The organism is Kitasatospora sp. NPDC058048, from assembly GCF_042885555.1.
Taxonomy (GTDB): domain Bacteria; phylum Actinomycetota; class Actinomycetes; order Streptomycetales; family Streptomycetaceae; genus Kitasatospora; species Kitasatospora lactacystinica.
The window spans coordinates 237,024-257,657 of sequence record NZ_JBHVRT010000007.1; the positions used below are offsets into that span (position 1 = coordinate 237,024).

The following is a 20,634-nucleotide window of genomic DNA, read 5'->3' on the forward strand; positions in this document are numbered from 1 at the left end:
CTCGGCCGGTGTCAGCCGGCGACGGTGAAGCCGTGCGCCTGGCCGAGCCGGGTCAGCGAGTTGGTGCCGGGTATGCCGTCCGCCTGCTGCCCGCTGTACCCGTACCGGCGCTGCAGCTCGGCGTAGGCGTCGACGGTCCTCGTGCCGAACGAGCCGTCGGCCCACTGCCGGTCGAGCAGCCCATCGGCGACGAGCGCAAGCTCCACCGTGTACACGTCGTCCGGGTACGTGGTGGCGCCCTGGGCCGCGTCCGGGTCCTGGCGGGCCGCCGCGACGACCCTCGACTTCGACACCTCGGCCAGCGGGACGGCCCCGCCGAGCAGTCGGCGCAGCGAGGCCTCGCCGGGCACGCCGTCCGCGTCCCCGCCGGAGTAGCCCAGACTGCGCTGGAAGTCGGCGTAGTTGAGGGTGTCGGCGTCGGTCCAGTCCGGGCCGGGGCCCTGGCCGTAGTGCGAGCCGAAGTTCGCCGCCACCAGCGCCTCGCCGACGAGGGTGACCTGCGGACCGTGCGCGCCGTAGCCGTACGGCAGGCCGCCGACGCTGTTCTGGTACCTGGCCGGGGTCGGGTCCGGTTGCGGCGCGGGCTGCTGGGGCGGGGCGTTCGTCGGCCCGGACGGGCGCGGCGCACCCGACGTCACCCAGGCGTACAGAGCCGGGCCGGGGCAGTCGGTCGAGTAGCCGTCCTGGTGCCCCTTGATCTCCGGGCCCGCCGGGCCCTGCTGCTCGCAGTACTCGATCGCGTCCCGCAGCCCGTTGAGCTGTTCCGGGGTGGGCACGGTCGAGCCGGAGGAGCCGACCAGCCCGCACACCGCGTAGTGCGCCTCGTTGAGCGGGACGTCGCCGTTGGCGCTGTTGCGCCGGTTCAGCCCGCGGCCCTCGAACACGTGGCCGTGCTCGCAGACCACGAAGCTGTAGCCGATGTCCGACCAGCCGTCGTCGTCCATGTGCGAGGCCTGGAGGCGCCGTACGTAGGCCGGGCAGGTGTCATGGCTGTCGAAGGTGTACGCCGTGCCGAGATAGTGCACCTTCACTCCGGCGCGCGGACCGGCGTACGGGATCGAACCGTTGGGCTCGCGCCAGGGCCGCGCGCCCCACTGGTCCCGGGGCACCAGCTGGAGCCCCGGCCAGTCGGGCGACTGCGGTCCTGGGGTCGGCGTGGGTGGCTCGGGGTCCGGGGCCCGGCCCGTGCCGGCCCACGCCCGCAACTCGTCCAGCGAGCCGTTGAACACGTCCGCGTCGAGCGGGTCGTCGCTGTACTGGTGGAAGCGCCACGACGCCTGGATGCGCGGCGAACCCGCGGACACGTAGTCCGCTATCCACAGGAAGTCACCGGCGTTGTCGTCCGTCCGGAACCAGTAGTCCCGGTTGGTGTAGAGCCCGACCAGGCGGTCCGGGTAACGCTGCTTGACCGCCGCCAGCCACCGGTTCTTCGCCTCGGTCGCGTCGCCGTCGCCGACCGACTGTCCGTACGGCTCGAAGTCCAGCACCAGCAGCTCGCCCGCGGGCACCTGCCCCACGATCCGGCAGAAGTGCTCCACCTCACCGTCGACCGGGTTCTCCGCGTGCAGGAAGTGGTAGTGCCCGACCACCAGTCCGCGCCCCCGGGCGTCCGCGAGCTTGTCGGTGTACCCCGACTGGCCGGTGTGGCCGCCCTCGGTGGCCTTGATGAAGACGAACTCCGCGTCCCCCGGGATGCCCGACTGGAAGTCGGAGACGTCGTAACCCTTCGCGTATGCCATCAGGATGCTCCCCCTTTGCGCCGATGGCAGCCACGGCCGACCGGCCCCTCACCTCAGGGCGCACGACACCGGCCAGGGCGTCATGTTCACTCCACATGAGAACTGACTGAGCGTCAACTCTCTTTATTTGAATGTGTTCTGTGGGTTCTGCGGGCCTTCTGCGGTGGTCTCGTCCGGCAGGTCCGTGCCGCTGGCACATTCGCCGGACGACGCGCCGTGGCGAGGGTGCTCGGGGGTCCTGTCCGGCGGTCGGGGCATGGCCGGGCCCGCCGGGGCGGCACCCCGGCCGAGGACGGCCGAGTGGATGTGCGATCCAGCGCCCGGGCGCGGCGGGCGGCCTGCCGCAGGTCGAGGATGCGGTGGGGCAGGCCGAGGTCCGTCACCTGCGGGATGAACTCCGCCTGGGAGACCGTTCGCCGCCGGCCCGGGCGGCGCGTGTGCTCATGATCCGGGACGGGATGCGCTCCCGGCCGGGCTGTGCCGGGCCGGGAGCCGGTGGAGCGGGCGGCGGGCGGCGGGCGGTGCGGGAACCGGGAACCGCGCCGGCGCGTCAGGAGTCGGCGCAGGCCTTCCCGATGTCGCCGGCGGCGTCGGTGATCGGCTTGAAGTCGGGCTGTTTGCCCTTGGAGACCTGGTCGATCGCGTTGTTGACGGCCTTGGCCAGCCGGTCGGCCGCGGGGTCGATCTTGTCCCCGCCGTCCTGGCGGATCTTCTTGGCGTCGTCGGCGACCTTCCGCAAGGCCTCGACGGTGTGGTTGCGGCGGTTCTCGTCGGTGATCTGCCCCACGTTGATCGCCGAATCGGCGAGGTCCTGGACGTCGCCGGTGAGGCTGATCGCCCGCTTTCCGCAGTCCAGGGCCTTGTCGGCGTCGCACGCGGTGAACAGTGGGACCGCGAGGAGCAGCGCGAGCGTGGTGGCGGCCAATCGGTACGGCTTCCTTGTCATGTCTCTATCCCTCCCGCCGTATCAACGCCGCTCCGTCGTGCGGAGGTTCCGGAAGACCGGGTGAACCCTTGGGAAAGTCTTTGCCCCGTCGCGGAACATGAGGTTCCGTCATGTGAGGGAAGACGTGCGGGCGTTCACCCCGCAGTCGCCGTGCGCGGGGTGAACGCCTCTCCCGGCCCTACCGGTTGGCGGACTCGGACAGCTCGCGCACCAGACGGGCGATGGTCGGGGCGGCCACGGCGTGGGCGTCGGCCGCCCGCAGCACGGCGCCGCCGATGGCGTCCAGCTCGGTCGCCCGGCCTGCCTCCACGTCGCGCTGCATCGAGGACTTCATCGCCGCGGGGAGGCGGTCGAAGGAGGTGAGCAGCGCCTGCGCGTCCGCCGGCGCGCCGACCGCCCGGGTGACGGCGGTGATCTCGTCCAGCACCGCGAGGAGTTCGGCCCGGTGCTCGGTGCGCACGGCGCCGATCCCGCTCGCGTGGCGGGTGGTGAGCAGGGCGAACGGGGCGAGGAAGGAGAGCTTGCCCCACAGCATCGCCGTCTCGTCCTCGCGCAGCGTGACGTCCAGCCCGGTGTGGCGCAGCCGTTCGGCGAACCCGGCCACGGGGGAGTCCGGTTCGGCGGTCGCGCCGAGCTCGACGGCGGCGAACGGACTGGTGTGCTCGATCCTCCCGGGCGCCGTCCGGGTGGCCTCGACCCGGATCGTGCCGGCCACCACGCGCCCGGCCGGGTAGCGTTCGCGCAGCAGCGCCATGTGGTCCAGGCCGTTCAGCAGCGGCACCACGATCCCGGTGCCGAGCACCTCCGGGGGCATCCGGTCGAGGGCGGCGGCCAGCGCCGTCTCCTTGACCGTCACGAAGGCCGCGTCGACCGGCTCGCGCAGCTCGGTCGCGGCCTCGACCCGGGCGGTGAACTCGCCGAACCGGCCGCTGCGGACGTGCAGTCCGTCCCGCCGGACGGCGGCCGCGGTCTCCTCGCCGGCCAGGCAGACGACCCGGTGGCCGTCGCGGGCGAGCAGCCCGCCGATCAGTCCGCCGACGCCGCCCGGCCCGAGGACGGCGACGGTCAGAGGGGTGGTGGTCATGGTGACTCCCGTGGGTGGGGGTGGGTGGGTGAGGGAGGGGGAGGCGGAGGGGCGGGCCCGGCTACGACGCCTCCCAGAAGAACCGGCCCTCCAGGCCGTCCGGGCTGAGGAAGCCGAAGCCGTTGCCGTAACCGAAGTTGAGGAAGTACGGATCGCCCTCGTCCGGGGCGTCCGCGAGGGCGAAGAGGTACTGCCAGGGCGCCGGGACCCTGGCCCGGCCGTTCGCGTAGGACGGGTCTCCGCCGAGGTGGTCGTGCACATGGTCGCCGTCCGGGAAGGGCACCTCGGGGCCTTCGTCGCGCAGGTACCGCTGGAAGGCGGCCCGCTGGTCCATCGCCCGGTCGACGTCGTCCGACAGCGGCACCACGTCCAGGTGGTACTCGACCGGGGTCCGCTCGCCGTCGGCTTCGCAGCGCCAGAGCGTGCGGCCCCGGGTGCCGGGCGGGCCGATCACGGCGGACGGCGGGATGCGCCCGCCCGGCTGGACGAGCAGCAGGCCGTCGCCCCGCTCCGGGTCGAGGCCGCCCATGATCTCGTCCTCCTCCTCCAGGAAGAGGTACGCCAGCCGGCCGGGCTCGCCCGGGACGGGGAACTGCCCGATGAACACCAGCGGTTCGCCCGTGGTGGGGGCGAGCGGCCAGGCGGGCTCGGCCAGCCAGCACGGCTCGCCGCCGAGCTTGGGGACCGGTGCGGTGATCGGTCGCTCGGCCGGGCGCGGGGACAGCCGGCGGCGGGGCAGGTAGGCGGCGTCGTGCGGACCGGTGGCGGTGCCGGTCGGGAGGGGGATCATGCGGCGGCCTCGGTGGGTGCGTAGTGCCTGGTCGGTGTGTCGTGCCCGGTCGGTGTGTCGTATTCGGTCGGTGCGTCGTGCTCGGAGGGGGCGGAGTGGGGGAGGGAGCCGGAGGAGAACGGCTCCTTTCGGTGCGGCTCGCCGCCCGGGGCGGGCAGCCGGAGGCCGCGGCCGGGCAGCAGGTCGATGGTCACCGGATCATGATTCCCCGTCGGGCGGATTCGACGGGAGGCGGGGTGGGGATGGGTGGAAGAGGGGAGGGCGCGCCGGACCGCGGCGGGGCCCGCCGGGGCGTCCGTCCCCGCCCCGCGGGACGGCTCGAAGGACCGCCCGCGGGCGGCGGTCACGGTCGAACCGTTCGGGCCGCCGACCGCGCCGCAGCACGGGGACGGCCACCGGGCGGGAGCGCTCCGGAGCCGGCCCCGGCGATGCCGCGACCGGCGCGAGGGGGCGTAGCACCACCTGCGGGGTTCGGATTTCCGAACCCCGGATTCGGGTGCCAGCACAATCGATCTCCCGGCCCCGGACGCCCACGATGGAGGGCATGAACGGGATGACGACAGCCGCCACCACGGCGGCGAACGACGGGACGACGGGCGCGGCCCTGAGCGCGGTCGGGCTGCACCGGGAGTACGGGCGCGGCGCGGCGGCCGTGCGGGCGCTGCGCGGGGTGTCGGTGGGCTTCGCGCCGGGGACGTTCACGGCGGTGATGGGGCCGTCGGGATCCGGCAAGACCACCCTGCTGCACTGCCTGGCCGGGATGGACCGCCCGACCAGGGGCACCGTGCGGTGGGGCGACACCGAGGTGTCCGGGCTGCCCGAACGGCGGCTGGCGGAGCTGCGCCGCACCCGGGTGGGGTTCGTGTTCCAGGCCTTCAATCTGATGCCCGCGATGACGGTCGCGCAGAACGTCGAGCTGCCCGGGCGGCTGGCCGGGCGGCCGCCGGAGCGGGGCGGGGTGCGGGAGGCGCTGGTCCGGGTCGGGCTGGCCGGGCGCGAGCGGCACCGGCCCGGGCAGCTGTCGGGCGGTCAGCAGCAGCGGGTGGCGATAGCCCGGGCCCTGGTCTCCCGGCCGGAGGTGCTGTTCGCCGACGAGCCGACCGGCGCACTGGACCGCGCCACCGGGCAGGAGGTCCTCGGCCTGCTGCGCGCGGGCGTCGACGTCGACGGACAGACCTGTGTGATGGTCACCCACGACCCGGTCGCCGCCGGGTACGCGGACCGGGTGCTGCTGCTCGCCGACGGCCTGCTGGTGGACGAGCTGATCAGGCCGACGGCCGCGCAGGTCGGCGAGCGGCTGAGCCGGTTGGGCGGGTGAGCGCCGTGAGCAGTCCCGTGCTGAGCCTCTCGGCGGGGCAGATCCGCCGCCGTCCGGCCTCCTTCGCCGGGCTGGGAACGGCGCTGTTCCTGGCGGTGGCGGCGGTGACGCTGTTCGGGTCGCTGGTCGCCGCGCAGGTCACGGCACCGGCCGCGGTGTCACGGACGACGGTGTCCGGGCCGGGCCTGGTGCTGATCGCGGGCGCGTTCGGCGAGATCGCCGTCCTGGTCGCGCTGTTCGTCGTGGTCAACGCGCTCGGCTTCACGCTGCGCCAGCAGCACCGGGAGCTGGCGCTGCTGCGCACCGTCGCGGCGACGCCCCGTCAGGTCCGCCGGGTGGTGCGCGCGCAGGTGGTGGCGACGGCCCTGCTGGTGGCCGTGCCGGGCGGCCTGGCGGGTTTCCTCGCGGCCCGGGCCTTCCTCGCCGCGCTCCAGCGGCGCGGCATGGCGGCACCCGGGCTCCGCATACCCGGGGCGCCGGTGCCGGCGCTGGTCGGGTTCGGGGTGGCCCTGCTGGTCGGCCTGGCGGCCACCGCGGTCGCGGCCCGCCGGATCACCCGGCCCGCCCCGGCCGTCGCGCTGACCGAGGGCGCGGGCGGGCCGCGGCGGACGGGCGCGCTGCGGGTGCTCGCCGGGGTGGCGGTGCTCGCCGGCGGCGGGTTGCTGCTGCGACTGGCCGCGAGCCGGCCGGCCGGAGAGCTGGACAAGGCGGGGCAGGCCGCGCTGCTCGGCTCGCTGGTGCTGCTGGTCGCGGTCGGACTGCTGGGGCCGGTGGCGGCGAGGGGCCTGGCGGTCGTGCTCGGCGCCCCGGCGCGGGCGCTCGTGCCCAGGGCGGGCTGGCTGGCGGACGCCAACCTCCGGGGCTACGCGGCCCGGCTCTCCTCGGCCGTGGTGCCGGTCGCGCTGCTGGTCGGGCTCTGTGGCACCATGCTGACCCTGACCAGCACCGCGGAGCACGTGGCCCGGGCGACGGGTGCCGCGACCAGCGTCACCAAGGAGAGCGACATCTGGCTGCGCGAGATGGAGCTCGGACTGCTGGTCTGCTTCGCGGCGGTCTCCACGGTCAACACCCTGGTGGCGCTGACCGCCGAGCGGCGCCGGGAGTTCGCGCTGCTGCGCCTGGTCGGGGCGACGCGGCGGCAGCTGTTGCGGATGCTCTCCGTGGAGGCGGCCCTGACCACGGCGATCGGGGTGCTGCTCGGTGCGGCGGTGGCGGCCGCGGCCTCGGGGGCGTTCAGCCTGGCGGTGACGGGCTCGGTGGTCCCGGTGGTGCCGGGCGCGGCCTGCGCCCGGGTGGTGCTGGGAGCGGCGGTGCTCACGGTACCGGGGATCGTGGGCACGGGGCTGTGGGCGGTCGGTGGCTCGGCGGTGGCGTCGACGGGCGGGGAACGGCGGTGAGACGAGGGAGGGCGCGGCGGGCGTCGACGGTGGGCGGGCCGCCGGGTCGGTGCCGTGGTGGTCCGCGGGGCCGTCCGGATGGAGGGGCAGGTGGGTGCGGTGGCTCCGGAGGTGCCTGGTGGATGCTGGAGGCCGGTCGGAGGGTGAAGGGTGAGGTGGACGGTGGCTGAGCGGCGGCGGTACCGGTCGGTGAGCGGCGGCGAACTGGCCTTCGCGGTGCTCGGGTTGCCGCTCGGGGTGCTCGGCGGGGCGTACGCCGTCGCGGTCCTCTACGCCGGGGTGCTGCTCTCGCTCACCGTGCTGGGCCTGCCGTTCGTGGTCGCCGCGCTGCTCGGGGCGAGGCGGCTCGGCGGGCTGCACCGGTGGCTGGTCGGGCGGCTGCTCCGGGAGGAGGTGCCCGCGCCGCCGCCGTTGCCGCGTCCGTCCGGGGTGTTCGCCCGGGGCCGGGCGGTGCTGACCGACCCGGTGGCCTGGCGGACGCTGCTCTACCTCCTGGTGCGGCTGCCGCTGGGCGTGCTCGGGTTCCTCGCCGTGGTCGTGCTGCCGCTCGGCAGCGTCTGGCTGGTGGGCTTCCCGCTCTGGGTGCGGATGATGGAGCCGGGCCCGCGGTCGATCGGCCTGCTGGACCTGGGAGCGGTCCCGGTCGGCCTCGCGGTGCTGGCCGTCGTCCCCGCCGCGGTGCGCGCCCTCGGCGGAGCGGACCGCGCGCTCGCCCGCGCCCTGCTCGGGCCGGTGCGCTCGCAGCAGCGGGTGCGTCAGCTGGAGAACGCCCGGGCCATCCTGCTGGCCGAGAACACCGACCGGCTGCGGGGCCTGGAACGCGACCTGCACGACGGCACCCAGGCACAGCTGGTCGCGCTCGCCATCACCCTGTCACTCGCCGACGACGTCCTGGCGGAGGGCGTTCCCTCCGCGGGCGGACCGGCCGGGGGTGTTCCCGTCGGGGGTGTTCCCACCGGGGGTGTTTCCTCCGTGGACGGACCGGCCGGCTCGGGCGGGCCCGACCTCGGGCGGCTGCGCACCCTGGTCGACCGGGCCCGTGGGCAGACCGACGACACCATCGCCGGCCTGCGCCGGCTGACCCGGGGCATCCACCCGGTGGCACTGGACGGCGGGTTGGCCCAGGCCCTGCCGGGGCTGACCGCCACCTCTCCGGTGCCGGTCGACGTCCGGCTGGACCTGCGGGAGCGTCCGGAGGAGGTGATCGAGCGGGCCGTCTACTTCTGCGCGGCCGAGCTGCTGACCAACGTGGCCAAGCACAGCGGCGCGCGGTCGGCGGAGCTGACCGTGACCGCGGCCGACGGGAGGGTCCGGCTGACCGTCAGCGACGACGGGCGCGGCGGCGCCGCGATCGGCGCGGGCACCGGCCTGGCCGGCCTGGCCGAGCGGCTCGCGGTGGTGGACGGGACGCTGTGGGTGGACAGCCCGCCCGGCGGGCCGACGGTGGTCGGTGCCGAGCTGCCCGGCCGGCTCTGACGGGGGCACGGTCCTTGCCTTCAGGGCCATCGCCTTCGGGGCCGTCGCCCTCCGGCGCCGCCGGTCTCGGGGCTGCCGGTCTCGGGGCCGCCGGTCTCGGGGCCGCCGGCCTCGGGGTGTCGCCGTTCCGGGTCCCTCGGCTCAGGAGGCGCCGCTCTCCGCGAGGTAGGCGAGCACGGCCTTGACCCGCCGGTTGTCGGCGTCGGTCGCGGGCAGGTCGAACTTGCCGAACACGGCGGCCACGTGCTTCTCCACCGCCCGCTCCGAGACCGTCAGCAGCGTGGCGATCGAGCGGTTGGAGTGCCCCTGCGCCATCAGCTCCAGCACCTCCCGCTCGCGCGGGGTGAGCGCGTCCACCCGGCTGCGCCGCCCGCCGTGCATCAGGCCGTTGACGATCTCTGGGTCGAGGGCCGTGCCGCCCGCGGCGACCCGGTGCAGGGCGTCCACGAACTCGGAGGTCCGGGCCACCCGCTCCTTGAGCAGGTAGCCGATGCCCGCTGCGCCGGCCGCCAGCAGCCGGGCCGCCCAGACGGTCTCGACGTGCTGGGAGAAGACCAGGATGCCGACCTCGGGCAGGGCGGCCCGGATCTCCACCGCGGCCCGGATGCCCTCGTCGGTGTGGGTGGGCGGCATCCGGATGTCCACCACGGCCACGTCGGGCCGGTGCTCGGTGACGGCGGCCACCAGCTCGGGCGCCGTACCGGCGGTGGCGACCACCGCGCACCCACGGGCGGTGAGGAGTTCGACCATGCCGTCCCGGAGGATCACCGAATCCTCGGCGAGGACGACGCGGAGCTGATTGTCGATCATGCCGTCATTATCCGGCCCGCCGTTCCCGGGAAATCCTTCAGTCCAGACTGGACAGTTCAGACTGATGAAATTACCGTGGAGCCATGACCGAGAAGCGAACCGGCCCCCAAGCCGCCGCGGCCCGTACAGCCCCCGCCGAGGCCGTGGCGCCCGACACCGCGGCACTGGCCGCCCGCGAGCTGCGGGCCGTCTTCAGCCGGCTGCGCCGCACCCTGCGGGAGGCGAGCGGGACCAGCGACCTGACCCCCTCCCAGACCGCCGTGCTCAGTCGGCTGATCAACGACGGTCCGGCCTCCGCGAGCGCGCTGGCCGCCGCCGAGCGGGTCCGTCCCCAGTCGATGGCCGCCACTCTCGCCGTGCTCGAACAGCACGGACTGGTCGGTCGCCGCCCCGACCCCGAGGACGGTCGCCGCCAAGTGGTCAGCCTCACCGAGGCGGGCCTGGCCCACGTCGCGGACAGCCGCCAGGCCCGTCAGGAGTGGCTGACCCGGGCCATGGCGGAGCACTACACCGAGGCCGAGCGCGCCACCGTACTGGAGGCACTGGCCCTGATGGACCGGCTGAACCGGTGATGGCCGGTCCGTCCGCCCTGCTGGCCCGGCTCCGGTCCCGCCGTCGGCTGCCCGCTCCGGAGGGCGGGTTCAACCGCCGGCTGATCGCACCGATGGTGCTCGGATCGGTGCTCAACCCGATCAACTCGTCGATGATCGCGGTGGCCCTGGTGCCCGTGGGCGCCGCCTTCGGTGCGCCGCCCGCCGAGACGGCCTGGCTGGTCACCGCGCTCTACCTGGCCACCGCCGTCGGCCAGCCGGTGATCGGGAGGCTCGTGGACACCCACGGGCCGCGCCGGCTCTACCTCGCCGGGACGGCCCTGGTCGGCCTCGCCGGACTGCTCGGCGCGTTCGCCCCGACGCTCGGACTGCTGATCGCCGCCCGGGTGCTGCTCGGCCTGGGCACCTCCGCGGCCTACCCGGCCGCGATGCACCTGACCCGTACCGAGGCCGAGCGGACCGGGCAGTCCAGCCCCACCGGGGTGCTGACGCTGCTGGCCGTCGCCAACCAGACCGTCGCGGTGGTCGGCCCCACCCTGGGCGGTCTGCTGATCGGCGCGGGCGGCTGGCGGACGGTCTTCGCCGTCAACGTCCCGCTGTCACTGGCCTGTCTGGCGCTCGGCGCGGCCCGGCTGCCCGTCACCGACCGCCGCTCCGGCCGTCCGGACCGAGGTGACGGGTCCGACGGCAGAGACGCGTCCGGCCGCGGGGACCACCTCGACCGTCCGGACCGCCTCGACCGTCCGGAGCGCCTCGACCACGCCGGGATCGCGCTGTTCGCGGTCCTGCTGCTCGCCCTGATGCTGTTCCTGATGCGGCCCGACCCGGCGCGCTGGTACCTGCCGGTGCTCGCCGTCCTGGCGGCCGCCGCCTTCGCCGTCCGCGAGCGGCGGGCCCGCACCCCCTTCATCGACCTGCGGTCGCTCGCCGGCAACCGCCCGCTGATCGCCACCTACCTGCGCCAGGTCCTCGGCTACACCTCCGTCTACGCCTTCCTCTACGGCTACACCCAGTGGCTGGAGGAGGGGCGCGGCCTGTCGGCGGCCTCCGCCGGACTGGTGCTGCTGCCGCTGTCGCTGACCGCGCTCACGGCCGCCGGGGTCACCGGCCGCAGTCCGGGTGTGCGCGGCAAGCTGCTGGTCGGCTCCGCCTGCCAGATCGGGGCCTGTGCCGCCCTGCTGTCGGTGCACGCGAGCAGTCCGGGTGCTCTGCTGATCGCGGTCGGTGTGCTGGCGGGCGTCTCGCAGGGGCTGATCGGGCTCGGCACCCAGACCGCCCTCTACCACCAGGCGGACCCGGCCGCCATCGCCTCGGCGGCCGGGCTGCTGCGCACCTTCATGTACCTCGGCGCGATGGTGGCCTCGGCCGCGAACGCCGCCTTCTTCCCGCACGGTGCCACCACGGGCGGTCTGCACCGCCTCGCGCTGTTCATGCTCTGCGGCGCGGCCCTGCTCTTCCTCCTCACCGTGCCCGACCGTTCGCTCGGCCGGCCGGGACGTCCTGTGCGGACCCGGGGATGACCGATGATCAGCTCTCCTCCACCGGGGTTCCGCGCCAGGCGTGGAGGCCCGGGGTGAGCTCGACCACCTCGGCCGGATAGGCCTCCCGGACGAGCTTGAGCAGCGCGCGCTGCTCGTCCAGCCAGTCCGGTGCGGGGGAGAGAACGACCCGGAGCGTGACGCCCGATTCCTCCGCGTCCGAGACGGTCACCCAGAGCCCGCCCGGCCGCGCGGGCTCGATCCGCAGTTCCGGGCCGTGCTCCTCGTCCAGCCAGCGGACCGCGGCGCCGCGCCCGAGCCGCTCCAAAGCCGTTTCCCACTGGGTGAGATGGCGGTCGGTCACCAGCGTGACGAACTGCCCGCGCACCGAGTCGGCGGTGACGGTGATCTCGCAGTCCAGCCAGTCGTGTCCGAGCAGGGAGCCCGGTGCGTGCCGTCCGAGCACCCGTACCCGGACGTTCCGGCCGCCGGTCCGCCCGTCGCGGCCGGGGGCGTCGTCGGTTCCGGGGCGGTCGGTCAGTCTTATCAACTCGTTCTGCTGCGAAGCGACTTCGCTCACGGCGTGCTCCTGTTGGCAGCGGATCAGGGGCTGACATCCTTGCGCAGGTGTTCGCCCCGGTGCCAGCCCGGAATCGGGATGTTCCGGTCGTCGCCGGCGGGCGGGAAACGCCCTGTGCCGGGGGCGCCGCCCCGGCAAGCGTCGTCGGCACGCGGACGGCCTCCCGGACGCGGACGGCCCGCCGGACCGGGAAGGTCGGGCGGGCCGTCCGCGTGGCGTGGCGGTGGGTGCGTCCGGTGGTGCGGCGGGTGCGGGCCGCTGCTCGGGCGGTACCGGCTGCCCGGTCGGGGCGGCGGCGGCCGTCGGGTCAGCGGTGGTCCGGGTGGCCGGTGAGCACGGTGGTGAAGATCGGTTCGCCGTGCTGGTGGCCGGTCACGGTGGTGGTGAGGCTGTCCGGCTCCTCGCCGGGGGTGTGCCGGGCGGTGATCGTGGTGGGCGCGTCGTGCTCGGCGTACCGGTGGAAGGTGGTGGCCGCGGCGGCCGGGGTGATGGTGACCGGGCTGCTCAGGGCGTTGGCCGCCTGCCGGGCCGCCTCCAGCAGCACCATGCCGGGGATGTGGTCGTTGGCGTGGTCGAAGAGGATCGGGTGCCGGAAGTCGGGAGTGAGGTGCCAGCTGTCGGGGGCGTCGGCCGGGGTCAGGACGACGTCGCTCGGGCGGACTCGGCCGACCCGGGCCGGCGGGAGCGGCTCGGCGGTCACGGTCGGCGCCGCGGGCTGCTCGGCGCCCTGGCGCCCCCGGCGCAGCCGCTGGTAGGTGGAGTCCGGGACGGTGGTGAACCGGGCGTACCCGGTGGCGGCGAGCTGGGCGCCCCGTCGGACGACGGTTTCCAGCGTGAAGTCGACCGTGGTGCCGGAGCGGCGCGGCTGGGCGAGGAGCTGGATCTCCAGGGTGAGATCGGTCGGTGCCGCTCCGATCGGCAACTGCCGCGGCTGAGTGGTGTAGTCGAGGTTCCACATCATGAACTTGTGGTCGAGCGGTACGCCGAACCGGGTGTGGGCGAGGTAGAGGCCGGCCTGGCGGATCGTTTCAGCTGCTTGCATCGGGTCGTGCCGGGTGCCGTCCGGCGTGCAGAAGAAGGTGTGCGCCCGCGGCCACTGCGCGGTGACGGCGAAGGCCGTGTCGGTCAGCTGTTCGCTGCCGGTGATGAAGACCTCGGCGTGGCAGGCCCGGTGCACGTACTCCTTGGCGACGGTGCTGGTCAGGCGAGGCGCCGGGGCCGCTGCTGCGGCCGGGCCGGGGATCGTCCGGGGGTCCGGGCCGGTGGCGAGGGCGGAGGCGGGCGTGCGGAAGGCGAGCAGAGTCATGGGGAGCGCTCCGAAAGGCCGTGATGGGCGGGGTGGGCTGCTCAGGGCTCGTAAGATACGTACCTACCGGTTTGGTTTTCAAGGAGCCAGAACAAAGGTTCGTCGGCGGCCGAGCGTGTTCGGTCGGGCACGGTGGGTGTGTGCCGGTCGCCGCCCCGGGACCAGGTTCACCGGTCGGGCCTGCTTGACCTGTGGGAATGTCGATGGGCAAAGTTGTCAGGTTCATTGCCACGACTGGATCGTTCGTCGTCCCCCCGGGCACAAGTGGGAGCTGTCGCTCCGGATATGGGGGCTGGCGGCGAGATGTCGGCCATCTGTTCGTCCCATACCGTCCACGCGGTTTTAGTCCGCTTGAGGACGGCCCTAGGTGACCTGGGATGCAGGGACCCCCGTCGACCGCGGCGGGTAAGATACGGGGTGTTTGGTTTTGTTTGCCGAGCGTTTCGGGTGGGGTGGTTGCGGTGGTGCGACAGGAGCGGGCGGTCCGGACGCGTCGGCTGATCCTGGAGGCGGCGGCGTCGGTCTTCGACGAGTACGGGTACGAGGGGGCGACGATCGGCGAGGTCGTGGCCCGCGCCGGGGTGACCCGCGGCGCGGTGTACTTCCACTTCGCCTCCAAGCGGGAGCTCGCCCAGGGGGTCGTGGAGGAGCAGTTCGGCCGGGACGAGATCCCCGAACGGCAGTGCAAGCTGCAGGAGTTCGTGGACCTCGGGATGGTGGTCGCCCACCTCATGCCGCGCGACCCGGTCCTGAGCGCGGGCGCGCGGCTCTCCCTCGGCCAGGACGTGTTCGGAGACTTCAGCGGCGGTGCGGCGCCCGGCTGGATCCAGCGGGCCGAGAGCGTGCTGGAAACGGCGGGCCGGCGCGGTGAGCTGCTGCCCCAGGTGGTGCCCGCCGAGACAGCGTGGCTGGTCACCGGGGCCTGGACGGGGGTGCAGATCCAGTCGCAGAAGATGTCCGGCCGGGCGGATCTGGAGCGCCGGATCTCCGCGCTGTACCAGCATGTGATGCCGAGTATCGCGGTGCCCGGGGTGCTGGCCACGCTCGACCTCGCGGTGGACCGGGGCGCCCGGGTGGTCGCGGAGCTCGCGGCGGCCCGGGTGGCGGAGTCCGGCCCGACTGGGCCGGACGGGGCGGGTGCGGCCGGCGTCGGACCGGCCTGAGTCGGGCGCTCGGGGTGACCCGGGTGGTCCGGGTGGTCCGTGCGGGCCTCGTTCGAAGCGGTTCGAGGTCGGACGGGCGGTCCGGCGTCCGGTTCCGGTGGGGATTGCTCCGCCCAAAAACAAACAGCGCGTTCGGTTTTGTATTGACAAACCGTCTGTCCTGTTTTTGGATGGGCGTCGGGTGCTCGACCGACCTTCCAGCGGACCTGCGTGGACGGTGAGCAGCGGAGCACCCGCCCGGCCGGCGGCCGTCGGGGCCGCCGATCCGTCTGGATATGGGGTGGTCGTCGTGGAGATCCGGGTGCTGGGGTCCTTGGGGGTCCGACTGTGCGGGGCGTCGGTGGTGCCGTCGGCGCCGAAGCCGCGGCAGGTGCTCGCCCTGCTGGCGTTACGGGCCGACCAGGTCGTGCCGGCGGGAGTCCTCGCCGAGGAGCTGTGGTCCGGCCGCCCGCCACGCAGTGCCCGCACCACCGTGCAGACCTATGTGCTCCAACTGCGCGACCTCATCGACCGGGCGCTCGCCCAGGGCGACGGCGGCCCGGGGGCCTCCTGCGCGAAGGACGTCCTGGTCACCTCGGCCGGCGGCTACATGCTGAACAGTGGCGGCGGACTGGTCGACCTCCAGGAGTTCGACCGCCTCGCCGGGCACGGCTACCGCGCCATGGACGGGGGCGACTTCCCGCTCGCCGCCCGCCAGTTGGCCGATGCGCTCGCGCTGTGGCGCGGCCCGGCCTTCGCCGACGTTCCGGTCGGCGGCCAACTCGCCGTCGAGACCAGACGGTTGGAGGAGATCAGGCTCTGCGCGCTGGACCAGCGGATCGAGGCCGACCTGCGACTCGGCCGGCACCGGGTGCTGCTCGCCGAACTCACCGTCCTGATCGACCGCTACCGCACCCACGAGAGCCTGCACGGCCAGTACATGATCGCGCTGCACCGCTCCGGTCGGCGGGGCGAGGCGCTTGAGGCCTACCAGCGCCTGCGGAACACCCTGGTACGGGAGTTGGGCATGGAGCCGTCCGCGGCGCTGCGGCGGCTCCAGCGTTCCATCCTGCTCGCCGGCCCCGAGCGCGCGGACCAGGAGCAGCCGGGCGCGCCCGCGGACGGCGCCGGCGCCCGCACCGCCCGGCTCACCCGGGTCGGCTGAGCCGGGCCGGTCGGGCCGGGTCGGCCGACCGGGGCGCGGCGCCGGCGCCCGGCGGGGACGGGCAGGGGCGGACTGCGACGGACTGCGGCGGGCCCGGTGGCTATTCGGCGAGCACGCCGGTGTTCTGGCAGGCGTGCAGCAGCCACCGGCCGTCGTCCTGCCTGGTCATGACGTACAGCGGCGCGCCCTCCGAGTCCCCCTCCGGCGACCGGTAGACCTGGCGGACCTTGACGGCGGCCACGTCGGGGCGAAGGAACTGAATGTGCACCGGCTCGTACGTGACGTCGCCGTCCCAGGTCGCGGCGGGCAGCACGGCACGGGTGAACTCGGCGATCGCGTCCAGGCCGAGGAGGACCTTGCCGGGCGCGGTGGTCCAGATCGCCTCGGGGTGGAACAGCGCGAGGAACGCGTCCGGGTCCTTGGCGCGCTGGGCGCGTTCGACGGCGGCCACGACCCGTTCGACGGCCTGGATGTCCGCCTCGGGGGCGGCCTGCGCGTTGGCTGCTGCTTCGGTGTCCATGTGGATCACTCTGGTACCTCAAGTGGCCTTGAGGTCAAGCCGGTCGGGGCGTTCCGGTGCGCAGCCCCAGGTAGCCGTCGAGGTGGGCGGAGGCGGTGAGCATCGCCAGGCCCCGGGCGGTGAGGCGCTGCTGCCAGCCGTCCAGGGCGGCGGCGAGCTCGCCGGTGCCGCCCGCGGTGCGGATCTGCCGCAGCACGGTGGCGATGTGGTCCAGCAGGTAGCCGCCCCGGCGGAGCAGGTGGGCGAGTTCGGCGTCCCGGACGTCGGCGGGGAGGTAGCGGCGGTGGCCGGTGGCGCGGTCCCGGGGCGGGGTGAGGATGCCGGCGGCCTCCCAGGCCCGCAGGGTCGCGGGGGTGACGCCGAGCCGGTGCGCGACCTCGCCGACGGAGCGGGGGCCGGGTGGTGCGGGGAGCCCGGTTCCGGCGGCGGCGCCGCCGGTCAGGTGGCCGACGGCCTCGCGAACGGCGGCGAGGGTCTCCCGGTCGCGCAGCAACTGGGCGTGTCCCCGGTCGAGTTCGGTGAGGGCGTCGCCGATCCGGTCGGCGTGGACGGCGGTCATGACCGAGCCCGCGGTCGCGTACCCGTACGCCGGGACGAGGGCGAGGTAGGCGCGAAGGGCGGCGGCGTGCAGCTCGGTGTAGATCCGGTATCCGGTGGGCGTGCGTTCGGCGGGCGGGAGGCAGCCGTCGCGCTCGTAGTTGCGGATCGCCTGGGTCGAGATGCCGTGCTCGCGCGCGAGGTCGGAGGGTCGCATGGTCGTCCGGTCGTCTCCCGTTCCGGGCTGGTGGGGTGAGGTGGGGCCGGGTGGGGCGGGGTGCTCGAAGTCGGTCGATGAGTGGGGGCTGTTTGAGGCTTTCGGCGGCGAATGGGCGGCACGAGCGGGAAAAGTCTCAACCGTTCCTTCAAGGATACGCTTGAGGTCCATGAACCAGGACGTGTATGACTTCATCACCCCCGCGTGCGAGCTTCTGGGGCTGGGCGAGCCGACGCACCAGGAGCCGGCGTTCGGGCTGGTCCGCAACGAGCTGTTCGCCAGGCTGGTCGACCGGGGCTTCCGGTCGATCGCCCTGGAGACCGACCGGGTGGCCGCCCTCGCCGTGGACGCCTACGTCCGGGAGGGTGTCGGCACTCTCGAATCGGCGATGCGGAAGGGCTTCACGCACGGCTTCGGGGAACTCGCCCCCAACCGCCGACTCGTCGCCTGGATGCGGGAGTTCAACCGGCAGCGGCCGTCCGGGGAGCGGCTGGCCTTCCACGGCTTCGACATCCCGACCGAGAACACCAGCGCCCCCAGCCCGCGCCGCTACCTCGAACACGCCCGCGACTACCTGGGGCTCGACCTCGACGTCGCCGGTGTGGCAGGCGAGGACGAGCGCTGGAGCCGTACGGAGGCGGTGACGGACCCGGCCCAGTCGCCGGGCGACACCGCCGACGCCGCCCGGCTGCGCTGCCTCGCCGACGACCTTCTCCTTCAACTCCAGATGCGGGCACCGGAATTGATCGGATCGACCTCGCCGGCCGAATGGTACGGGGCACGCGCCCGACTGGCCGCCGGGATCGGACTGCTGCGCTACCACGCCCAGTCGGCGGTCCGGGGCCGCACCCCGAGCGCCCGGATCAGCGCCCTGCTCGGCGTGCGGGACGCGCTGATGGCGCAGAACCTCCTCGACATCCGCGAGATCGAGGCCCGGCGCGGACCGACCCTGCTCTTCGCCCACAACCGGCACGTGCAGCGGAACCCGAGCGCCTGGGCGCTGGGCGAGCTGGACTGCCGGTGGACCGGCGCGGGCCACACCGTCGGCACGCTGCTGGGCGAGCGCTACGCCTTCGTCGCCGGGAGCCTGGGGCGCAGCGAGGCGCTCGGACTGGCCGAGCCGGCGCCGGGGACGTACGAGGCCCACCTGCGGGGACGCGGTGCGGCCTGGGAGTTGACGGACACCGCGCTGCCGGCCGACGCCCGCACCCGCACCGACACCGTCCCGCGGCAGGGCTACTTCCCGCTCGACCGGGAGGTGCTCGACGGCGCGGCCGCGCTGCTGCACATCGCCGACGGCGCGGCGGTGACGGCCGGAGCCTGAGCGGCCGCCGGCCCGGGGTAGGCCTGCCGCAGGTGGGCCACCAGGGCGGCGGTCGGCGGCGAGGAGGGCTGCCCGGCCGGCCAGGCGAGCGCGATCCGGACCCGGGGAACGGGGTCGGTCAGCGGACGCACCCGCAGGCCGGGCAGCGGGCCCGGGTCCGGCAGCACGGCCACGCCCAGGCCGTGCGCGGCGAGCTCGGCCAACTGCGGTGGCGCGGCCGCCTCGACGCCGACCGTCGCCGCGACGCCGGCCTCGGCCAGGGCGCGCTCCAGCGCCGTGCGCAGGCCGGTGCCGCGCGGGGTGCTCACCAGGGCGTGTCCGGCGAGCGCCGCGACCGGCAGCGCGTCCCGGCCGGGGGCGGTAACACCGGCCCCGCTTCCCGAGCCCCCGGAGGAGCCCGTGCCCGGGACCGTGCCCGTGCCCGAGCCGTGGACGGAGCCCGCGCCCGATCCCGCACCCGAGGCGGGCGCCGCCCCCGAGGCCTCCGCGAGCGGATGGTCCACCGGGCAGGCCGCGACCAGCGGGACCTCCAGCACTGTGTGCAGCGCCAGCCCGCTCAGCGACGACCCGCCGTCGTCGCCCTCCCGCCCGCTCCCGGGGGTGGGCAGGCCGACGACGGCGAGGTCCAGCCGGCCGTCGCGCAGCGCGGAGAGCATCCGCGCGGTGGTGTCCTCGGTGAGCGAGAAGTCGATGCCGGGGTGTTCCTGGCGGAACGCCGCGAGCGTGGTGGCGAGCCCGGGGATGGTGCCCAGTCCGGACGGCGGGGTCAGGGCCGCCCCGGCGACCATGCCCAGACGCACGTGTCCGCGCCGCAGCCCGCCGAACTCCTGGGCCGCGCGGCGGGCCGCGGCCGCGGAGGCGAGCGCGGCCCGGGCGTGCGGCAGCACCGCCTCGCCGACCGGGGTCAGCCGTACGGTGCGGCCCGAACGGTCGAGCAACTGGTGGCCCAGGTCCCGTTCCAGCTGCCGGATCTGGGAGCTCACCCCGGGCTGGGTGAGGTGCAGCAGCCGCGCGGCCCGGGTGAAGCTGCCGTGCTGGGCGACGGTGACGAAGTACTGGAGCTGCCGCAGTTCCATAACTCCCGATCATAAGTGCCAGAACTTCCCGGTCTTGGACGGGTGCACGGTTCCGGCCGCAGGCTGGGCGCATGGAAACCGTGCCGCAGAACAAGGACACCGGGGTGCCGCAGAGCCGGGACACCGGGCAGATCCACTGGATCCGCGAGCAGATCGCGGCCGAGCGCCGCGAGCTCGCCCGGGTGTTCGCCGACCTCGCCCCGGAGCAGTGGAACTCGCCCTCGTTGTGCGGTGGGTGGCGGATCCGCGAGGTGGCCGCGCACATGAGCACCGGATTCCGGCACTCGACGGCGCGCACGCTCCTCGAACTCGCCCGCTCCGGCGGCAACGTCCACCGGATGGCCGACCGGATCGCCCGCCGCGACGCGGCCGCCATGACCGAGCGCGAACTCGCCGCCGCCATGGCCGACCACGCGGACCACCCCTGGCGCCCGCCGGTCGGCGGCCCGATCGCGGCCCTCGCCCACGACGTCGTCCACGGCCTCGACATCACGGTGGCGCTCGGCCTGCCCGCCCGGCTGCCGGTGGCGCGGACGAAGGCCCTGCTGGCCGGTGTCTCACCCCGTGCGCTGCGGTTCTTCGGGGCCCGGCTGGACGGCGTCCGGCTGGTGGCGACGGACACCGCCTGGGCGTACGGTGACGGGTCACTCACCGTGACGGGGCGGGCGGAGCACCTGCTGCTGCTCGCGTACGGGCGCCGGGTGCCGGAGGGCCTGCTGGCGGGGCCCGGTGCGGGACGGTTCACGGCCGACGCCGCGTAGCGGCGGATTGGCGTACGGGCGAACGGGCGAACGGCACGCTACCGGCGGTCGGTGTTCAGCCACTCGGTGAGGGTGGCGTGCAACAGCTCGACCTGGGCGCGGTCCAGGATTACCGTCGCCCGGGAGCCAGTGCCGCCAGTGCCGTCCGTGCCGCCAGTGCCGTCCGAGGCGGGCCCGCCGAGACCCAGCCGGAGGTACTCCACCGGGAGAGGCCAACCGCCCTCAGGTTCGGGAGCGTCGCCGAACCGGACGTCCGGGTGGCAGTGGTTGGGGATCACGCCGAGTTCCAGCCAGCCCCCGCGGCGGTCGTCCTCGGCGGGGCTGACGTGCGAGCCCTGGTAGATCCTCGGGGCGGGCGCGTTGCCGTCACCGTCGTCGGCGAAGTACAGCCAGGAAGCGAAGATGGACATCCGGTTC

21 protein-coding genes are annotated in these 20,634 nt (G+C 74.6%); 9 read left to right on the forward strand and 12 right to left on the reverse strand.

Features of this window, described 5'->3' with window-relative positions; translation table 11 throughout:
- Nucleotides 1-11: 11 nt before the first annotated feature.
- From ACFVVA_RS10240 to ACFVVA_RS10260, 5 genes are all read right to left on the reverse strand, one after another.
- Nucleotides 12-1,739: a peptidoglycan-binding protein gene (locus ACFVVA_RS10240; RefSeq protein WP_387687742.1), complete on the reverse strand. Its 1,728-nt coding sequence runs from the start codon at nucleotides 1,737-1,739 to the stop codon at nucleotides 12-14.
- 550 nt (nucleotides 1,740-2,289) lie between these two features.
- Nucleotides 2,290-2,685 (reverse strand): hypothetical protein, encoded by a 396-nt coding sequence (locus ACFVVA_RS10245; RefSeq protein ID WP_387687744.1) that lies wholly within the window; start codon nucleotides 2,683-2,685, stop codon nucleotides 2,290-2,292.
- 178 nt (nucleotides 2,686-2,863) lie between these two features.
- On the reverse strand, nucleotides 2,864-3,769 hold the full coding sequence (locus ACFVVA_RS10250; protein WP_387687747.1) for a ketopantoate reductase family protein: 906 nt from the start codon (nucleotides 3,767-3,769) through the stop codon (nucleotides 2,864-2,866).
- A gap of 61 nt (nucleotides 3,770-3,830) precedes the next feature.
- Nucleotides 3,831-4,559 carry a hypothetical protein gene (locus ACFVVA_RS10255; RefSeq protein ID WP_387687749.1) on the reverse strand — a complete coding sequence of 243 codons (729 nt, stop codon included), beginning with the start codon at nucleotides 4,557-4,559 and terminating at the stop codon, nucleotides 3,831-3,833.
- On the reverse strand, nucleotides 4,556-4,753 hold the full coding sequence (locus ACFVVA_RS10260; protein ID WP_387687752.1) for a hypothetical protein: 198 nt from the start codon (nucleotides 4,751-4,753) through the stop codon (nucleotides 4,556-4,558). The genes ACFVVA_RS10255 and ACFVVA_RS10260 overlap by 4 nt, the downstream gene beginning before the upstream one ends.
- A gap of 359 nt (nucleotides 4,754-5,112) precedes the next feature.
- Here ACFVVA_RS10260 and ACFVVA_RS10265 point away from each other — a divergent pair, with 359 nt between their 5' ends.
- The 3 genes from ACFVVA_RS10265 (at nucleotide 5,113) to ACFVVA_RS10275 (ending at nucleotide 8,750) form a co-directional block, all read left to right on the forward strand.
- The gene (locus tag ACFVVA_RS10265; protein WP_387687860.1) at nucleotides 5,113-5,877 is read left to right on the forward strand and encodes an ABC transporter ATP-binding protein; all 765 of its coding nucleotides are present in this window, start codon (nucleotides 5,113-5,115) and stop codon (nucleotides 5,875-5,877) included.
- Nucleotides 5,878-5,882: 5 nt separating this feature from the next.
- Nucleotides 5,883-7,274 (forward strand): FtsX-like permease family protein, encoded by a 1,392-nt coding sequence (locus tag ACFVVA_RS10270; protein ID WP_387687755.1) that lies wholly within the window; start codon nucleotides 5,883-5,885, stop codon nucleotides 7,272-7,274.
- 162 nt (nucleotides 7,275-7,436) lie between these two features.
- Complete coding sequence (locus ACFVVA_RS10275; RefSeq protein WP_387687757.1) at nucleotides 7,437-8,750, forward strand: sensor histidine kinase; 1,314 nt, start codon at nucleotides 7,437-7,439, stop codon at nucleotides 8,748-8,750.
- Nucleotides 8,751-8,891: 141 nt separating this feature from the next.
- Here ACFVVA_RS10275 and ACFVVA_RS10280 read toward each other — a convergent pair whose 3' ends face one another.
- On the reverse strand, nucleotides 8,892-9,560 hold the full coding sequence (locus ACFVVA_RS10280) for a response regulator transcription factor (RefSeq protein WP_359900828.1): 669 nt from the start codon (nucleotides 9,558-9,560) through the stop codon (nucleotides 8,892-8,894).
- An 83-nt stretch (nucleotides 9,561-9,643) separates the two neighbouring features.
- Between ACFVVA_RS10280 and ACFVVA_RS10285 the strand changes: the two genes are divergently transcribed.
- Nucleotides 9,644-10,132 carry a MarR family winged helix-turn-helix transcriptional regulator gene (locus ACFVVA_RS10285; RefSeq protein WP_387687759.1) on the forward strand — a complete coding sequence of 163 codons (489 nt, stop codon included), beginning with the start codon at nucleotides 9,644-9,646 and terminating at the stop codon, nucleotides 10,130-10,132.
- On the forward strand, nucleotides 10,132-11,631 hold the full coding sequence (locus tag ACFVVA_RS10290; RefSeq protein ID WP_387687761.1) for an MFS transporter: 1,500 nt from the start codon (nucleotides 10,132-10,134) through the stop codon (nucleotides 11,629-11,631). Before ACFVVA_RS10285 ends, ACFVVA_RS10290 begins: the two co-directional genes overlap by 1 nt.
- Nucleotides 11,632-11,638: 7 nt before the next feature.
- Here the strand turns inward: ACFVVA_RS10290 and ACFVVA_RS10295 are convergent, their stop codons facing one another.
- Both ACFVVA_RS10295 and ACFVVA_RS10300 read right to left on the reverse strand, forming a co-directional pair.
- Nucleotides 11,639-12,169 (reverse strand): DUF5959 family protein, encoded by a 531-nt coding sequence (locus ACFVVA_RS10295; protein WP_387687763.1) that lies wholly within the window; start codon nucleotides 12,167-12,169, stop codon nucleotides 11,639-11,641.
- A gap of 307 nt (nucleotides 12,170-12,476) precedes the next feature.
- Nucleotides 12,477-13,475 carry a ScbA/BarX family gamma-butyrolactone biosynthesis protein gene (locus ACFVVA_RS10300; protein WP_387687766.1) on the reverse strand — a complete coding sequence of 333 codons (999 nt, stop codon included), beginning with the start codon at nucleotides 13,473-13,475 and terminating at the stop codon, nucleotides 12,477-12,479.
- 461 nt (nucleotides 13,476-13,936) lie between these two features.
- Here ACFVVA_RS10300 and ACFVVA_RS10305 point away from each other — a divergent pair, with 461 nt between their 5' ends.
- A complete protein-coding gene (locus tag ACFVVA_RS10305) occupies nucleotides 13,937-14,638 on the forward strand; it encodes a ScbR family autoregulator-binding transcription factor (protein WP_387687768.1) in 702 nt (233 codons plus the stop codon).
- A gap of 289 nt (nucleotides 14,639-14,927) precedes the next feature.
- Nucleotides 14,928-15,782: a BTAD domain-containing putative transcriptional regulator gene (locus ACFVVA_RS10310; RefSeq protein ID WP_387687862.1), complete on the forward strand. Its 855-nt coding sequence runs from the start codon at nucleotides 14,928-14,930 to the stop codon at nucleotides 15,780-15,782.
- 100 nt (nucleotides 15,783-15,882) lie between these two features.
- On the opposite strand, the gene ACFVVA_RS10315 is transcribed toward ACFVVA_RS10310, so the two are convergent.
- Nucleotides 15,883-16,302, reverse strand: coding sequence for an SgcJ/EcaC family oxidoreductase (locus tag ACFVVA_RS10315; protein WP_387687770.1), 420 nt, complete (start codon nucleotides 16,300-16,302; stop codon nucleotides 15,883-15,885).
- A 34-nt stretch (nucleotides 16,303-16,336) separates the two neighbouring features.
- The gene (locus ACFVVA_RS10320; protein WP_387687772.1) at nucleotides 16,337-17,056 is read right to left on the reverse strand and encodes a TioE family transcriptional regulator; all 720 of its coding nucleotides are present in this window, start codon (nucleotides 17,054-17,056) and stop codon (nucleotides 16,337-16,339) included.
- A 169-nt stretch (nucleotides 17,057-17,225) separates the two neighbouring features.
- Here ACFVVA_RS10320 and ACFVVA_RS10325 point away from each other — a divergent pair, with 169 nt between their 5' ends.
- Entirely contained in the window at nucleotides 17,226-18,380 is a 1,155-nt protein-coding gene (locus ACFVVA_RS10325) for an erythromycin esterase family protein (RefSeq protein WP_387687774.1), read from the forward strand.
- Here the strand turns inward: ACFVVA_RS10325 and ACFVVA_RS10330 are convergent.
- Nucleotides 18,293-19,456, reverse strand: a complete 1,164-nt coding sequence (locus ACFVVA_RS10330) for a LysR family transcriptional regulator (RefSeq protein ID WP_387687776.1) — start codon at nucleotides 19,454-19,456, stop codon at nucleotides 18,293-18,295. The two genes, ACFVVA_RS10325 and ACFVVA_RS10330, sit on opposite strands and share 88 nt — an antisense overlap.
- A 71-nt stretch (nucleotides 19,457-19,527) precedes the next feature.
- Between ACFVVA_RS10330 and ACFVVA_RS10335 the strand changes: the two genes are divergently transcribed.
- Nucleotides 19,528-20,217: a maleylpyruvate isomerase family mycothiol-dependent enzyme gene (locus ACFVVA_RS10335; protein ID WP_387687779.1), complete on the forward strand. Its 690-nt coding sequence runs from the start codon at nucleotides 19,528-19,530 to the stop codon at nucleotides 20,215-20,217.
- Between the two features lie 38 nt (nucleotides 20,218-20,255).
- Here the strand turns inward: ACFVVA_RS10335 and ACFVVA_RS10340 are convergent, their stop codons facing one another.
- Nucleotides 20,256-20,627 (reverse strand): hypothetical protein, encoded by a 372-nt coding sequence (locus tag ACFVVA_RS10340; protein ID WP_387687781.1) that lies wholly within the window; start codon nucleotides 20,625-20,627, stop codon nucleotides 20,256-20,258.
- Nucleotides 20,628-20,634 lie beyond the last annotated feature (7 nt).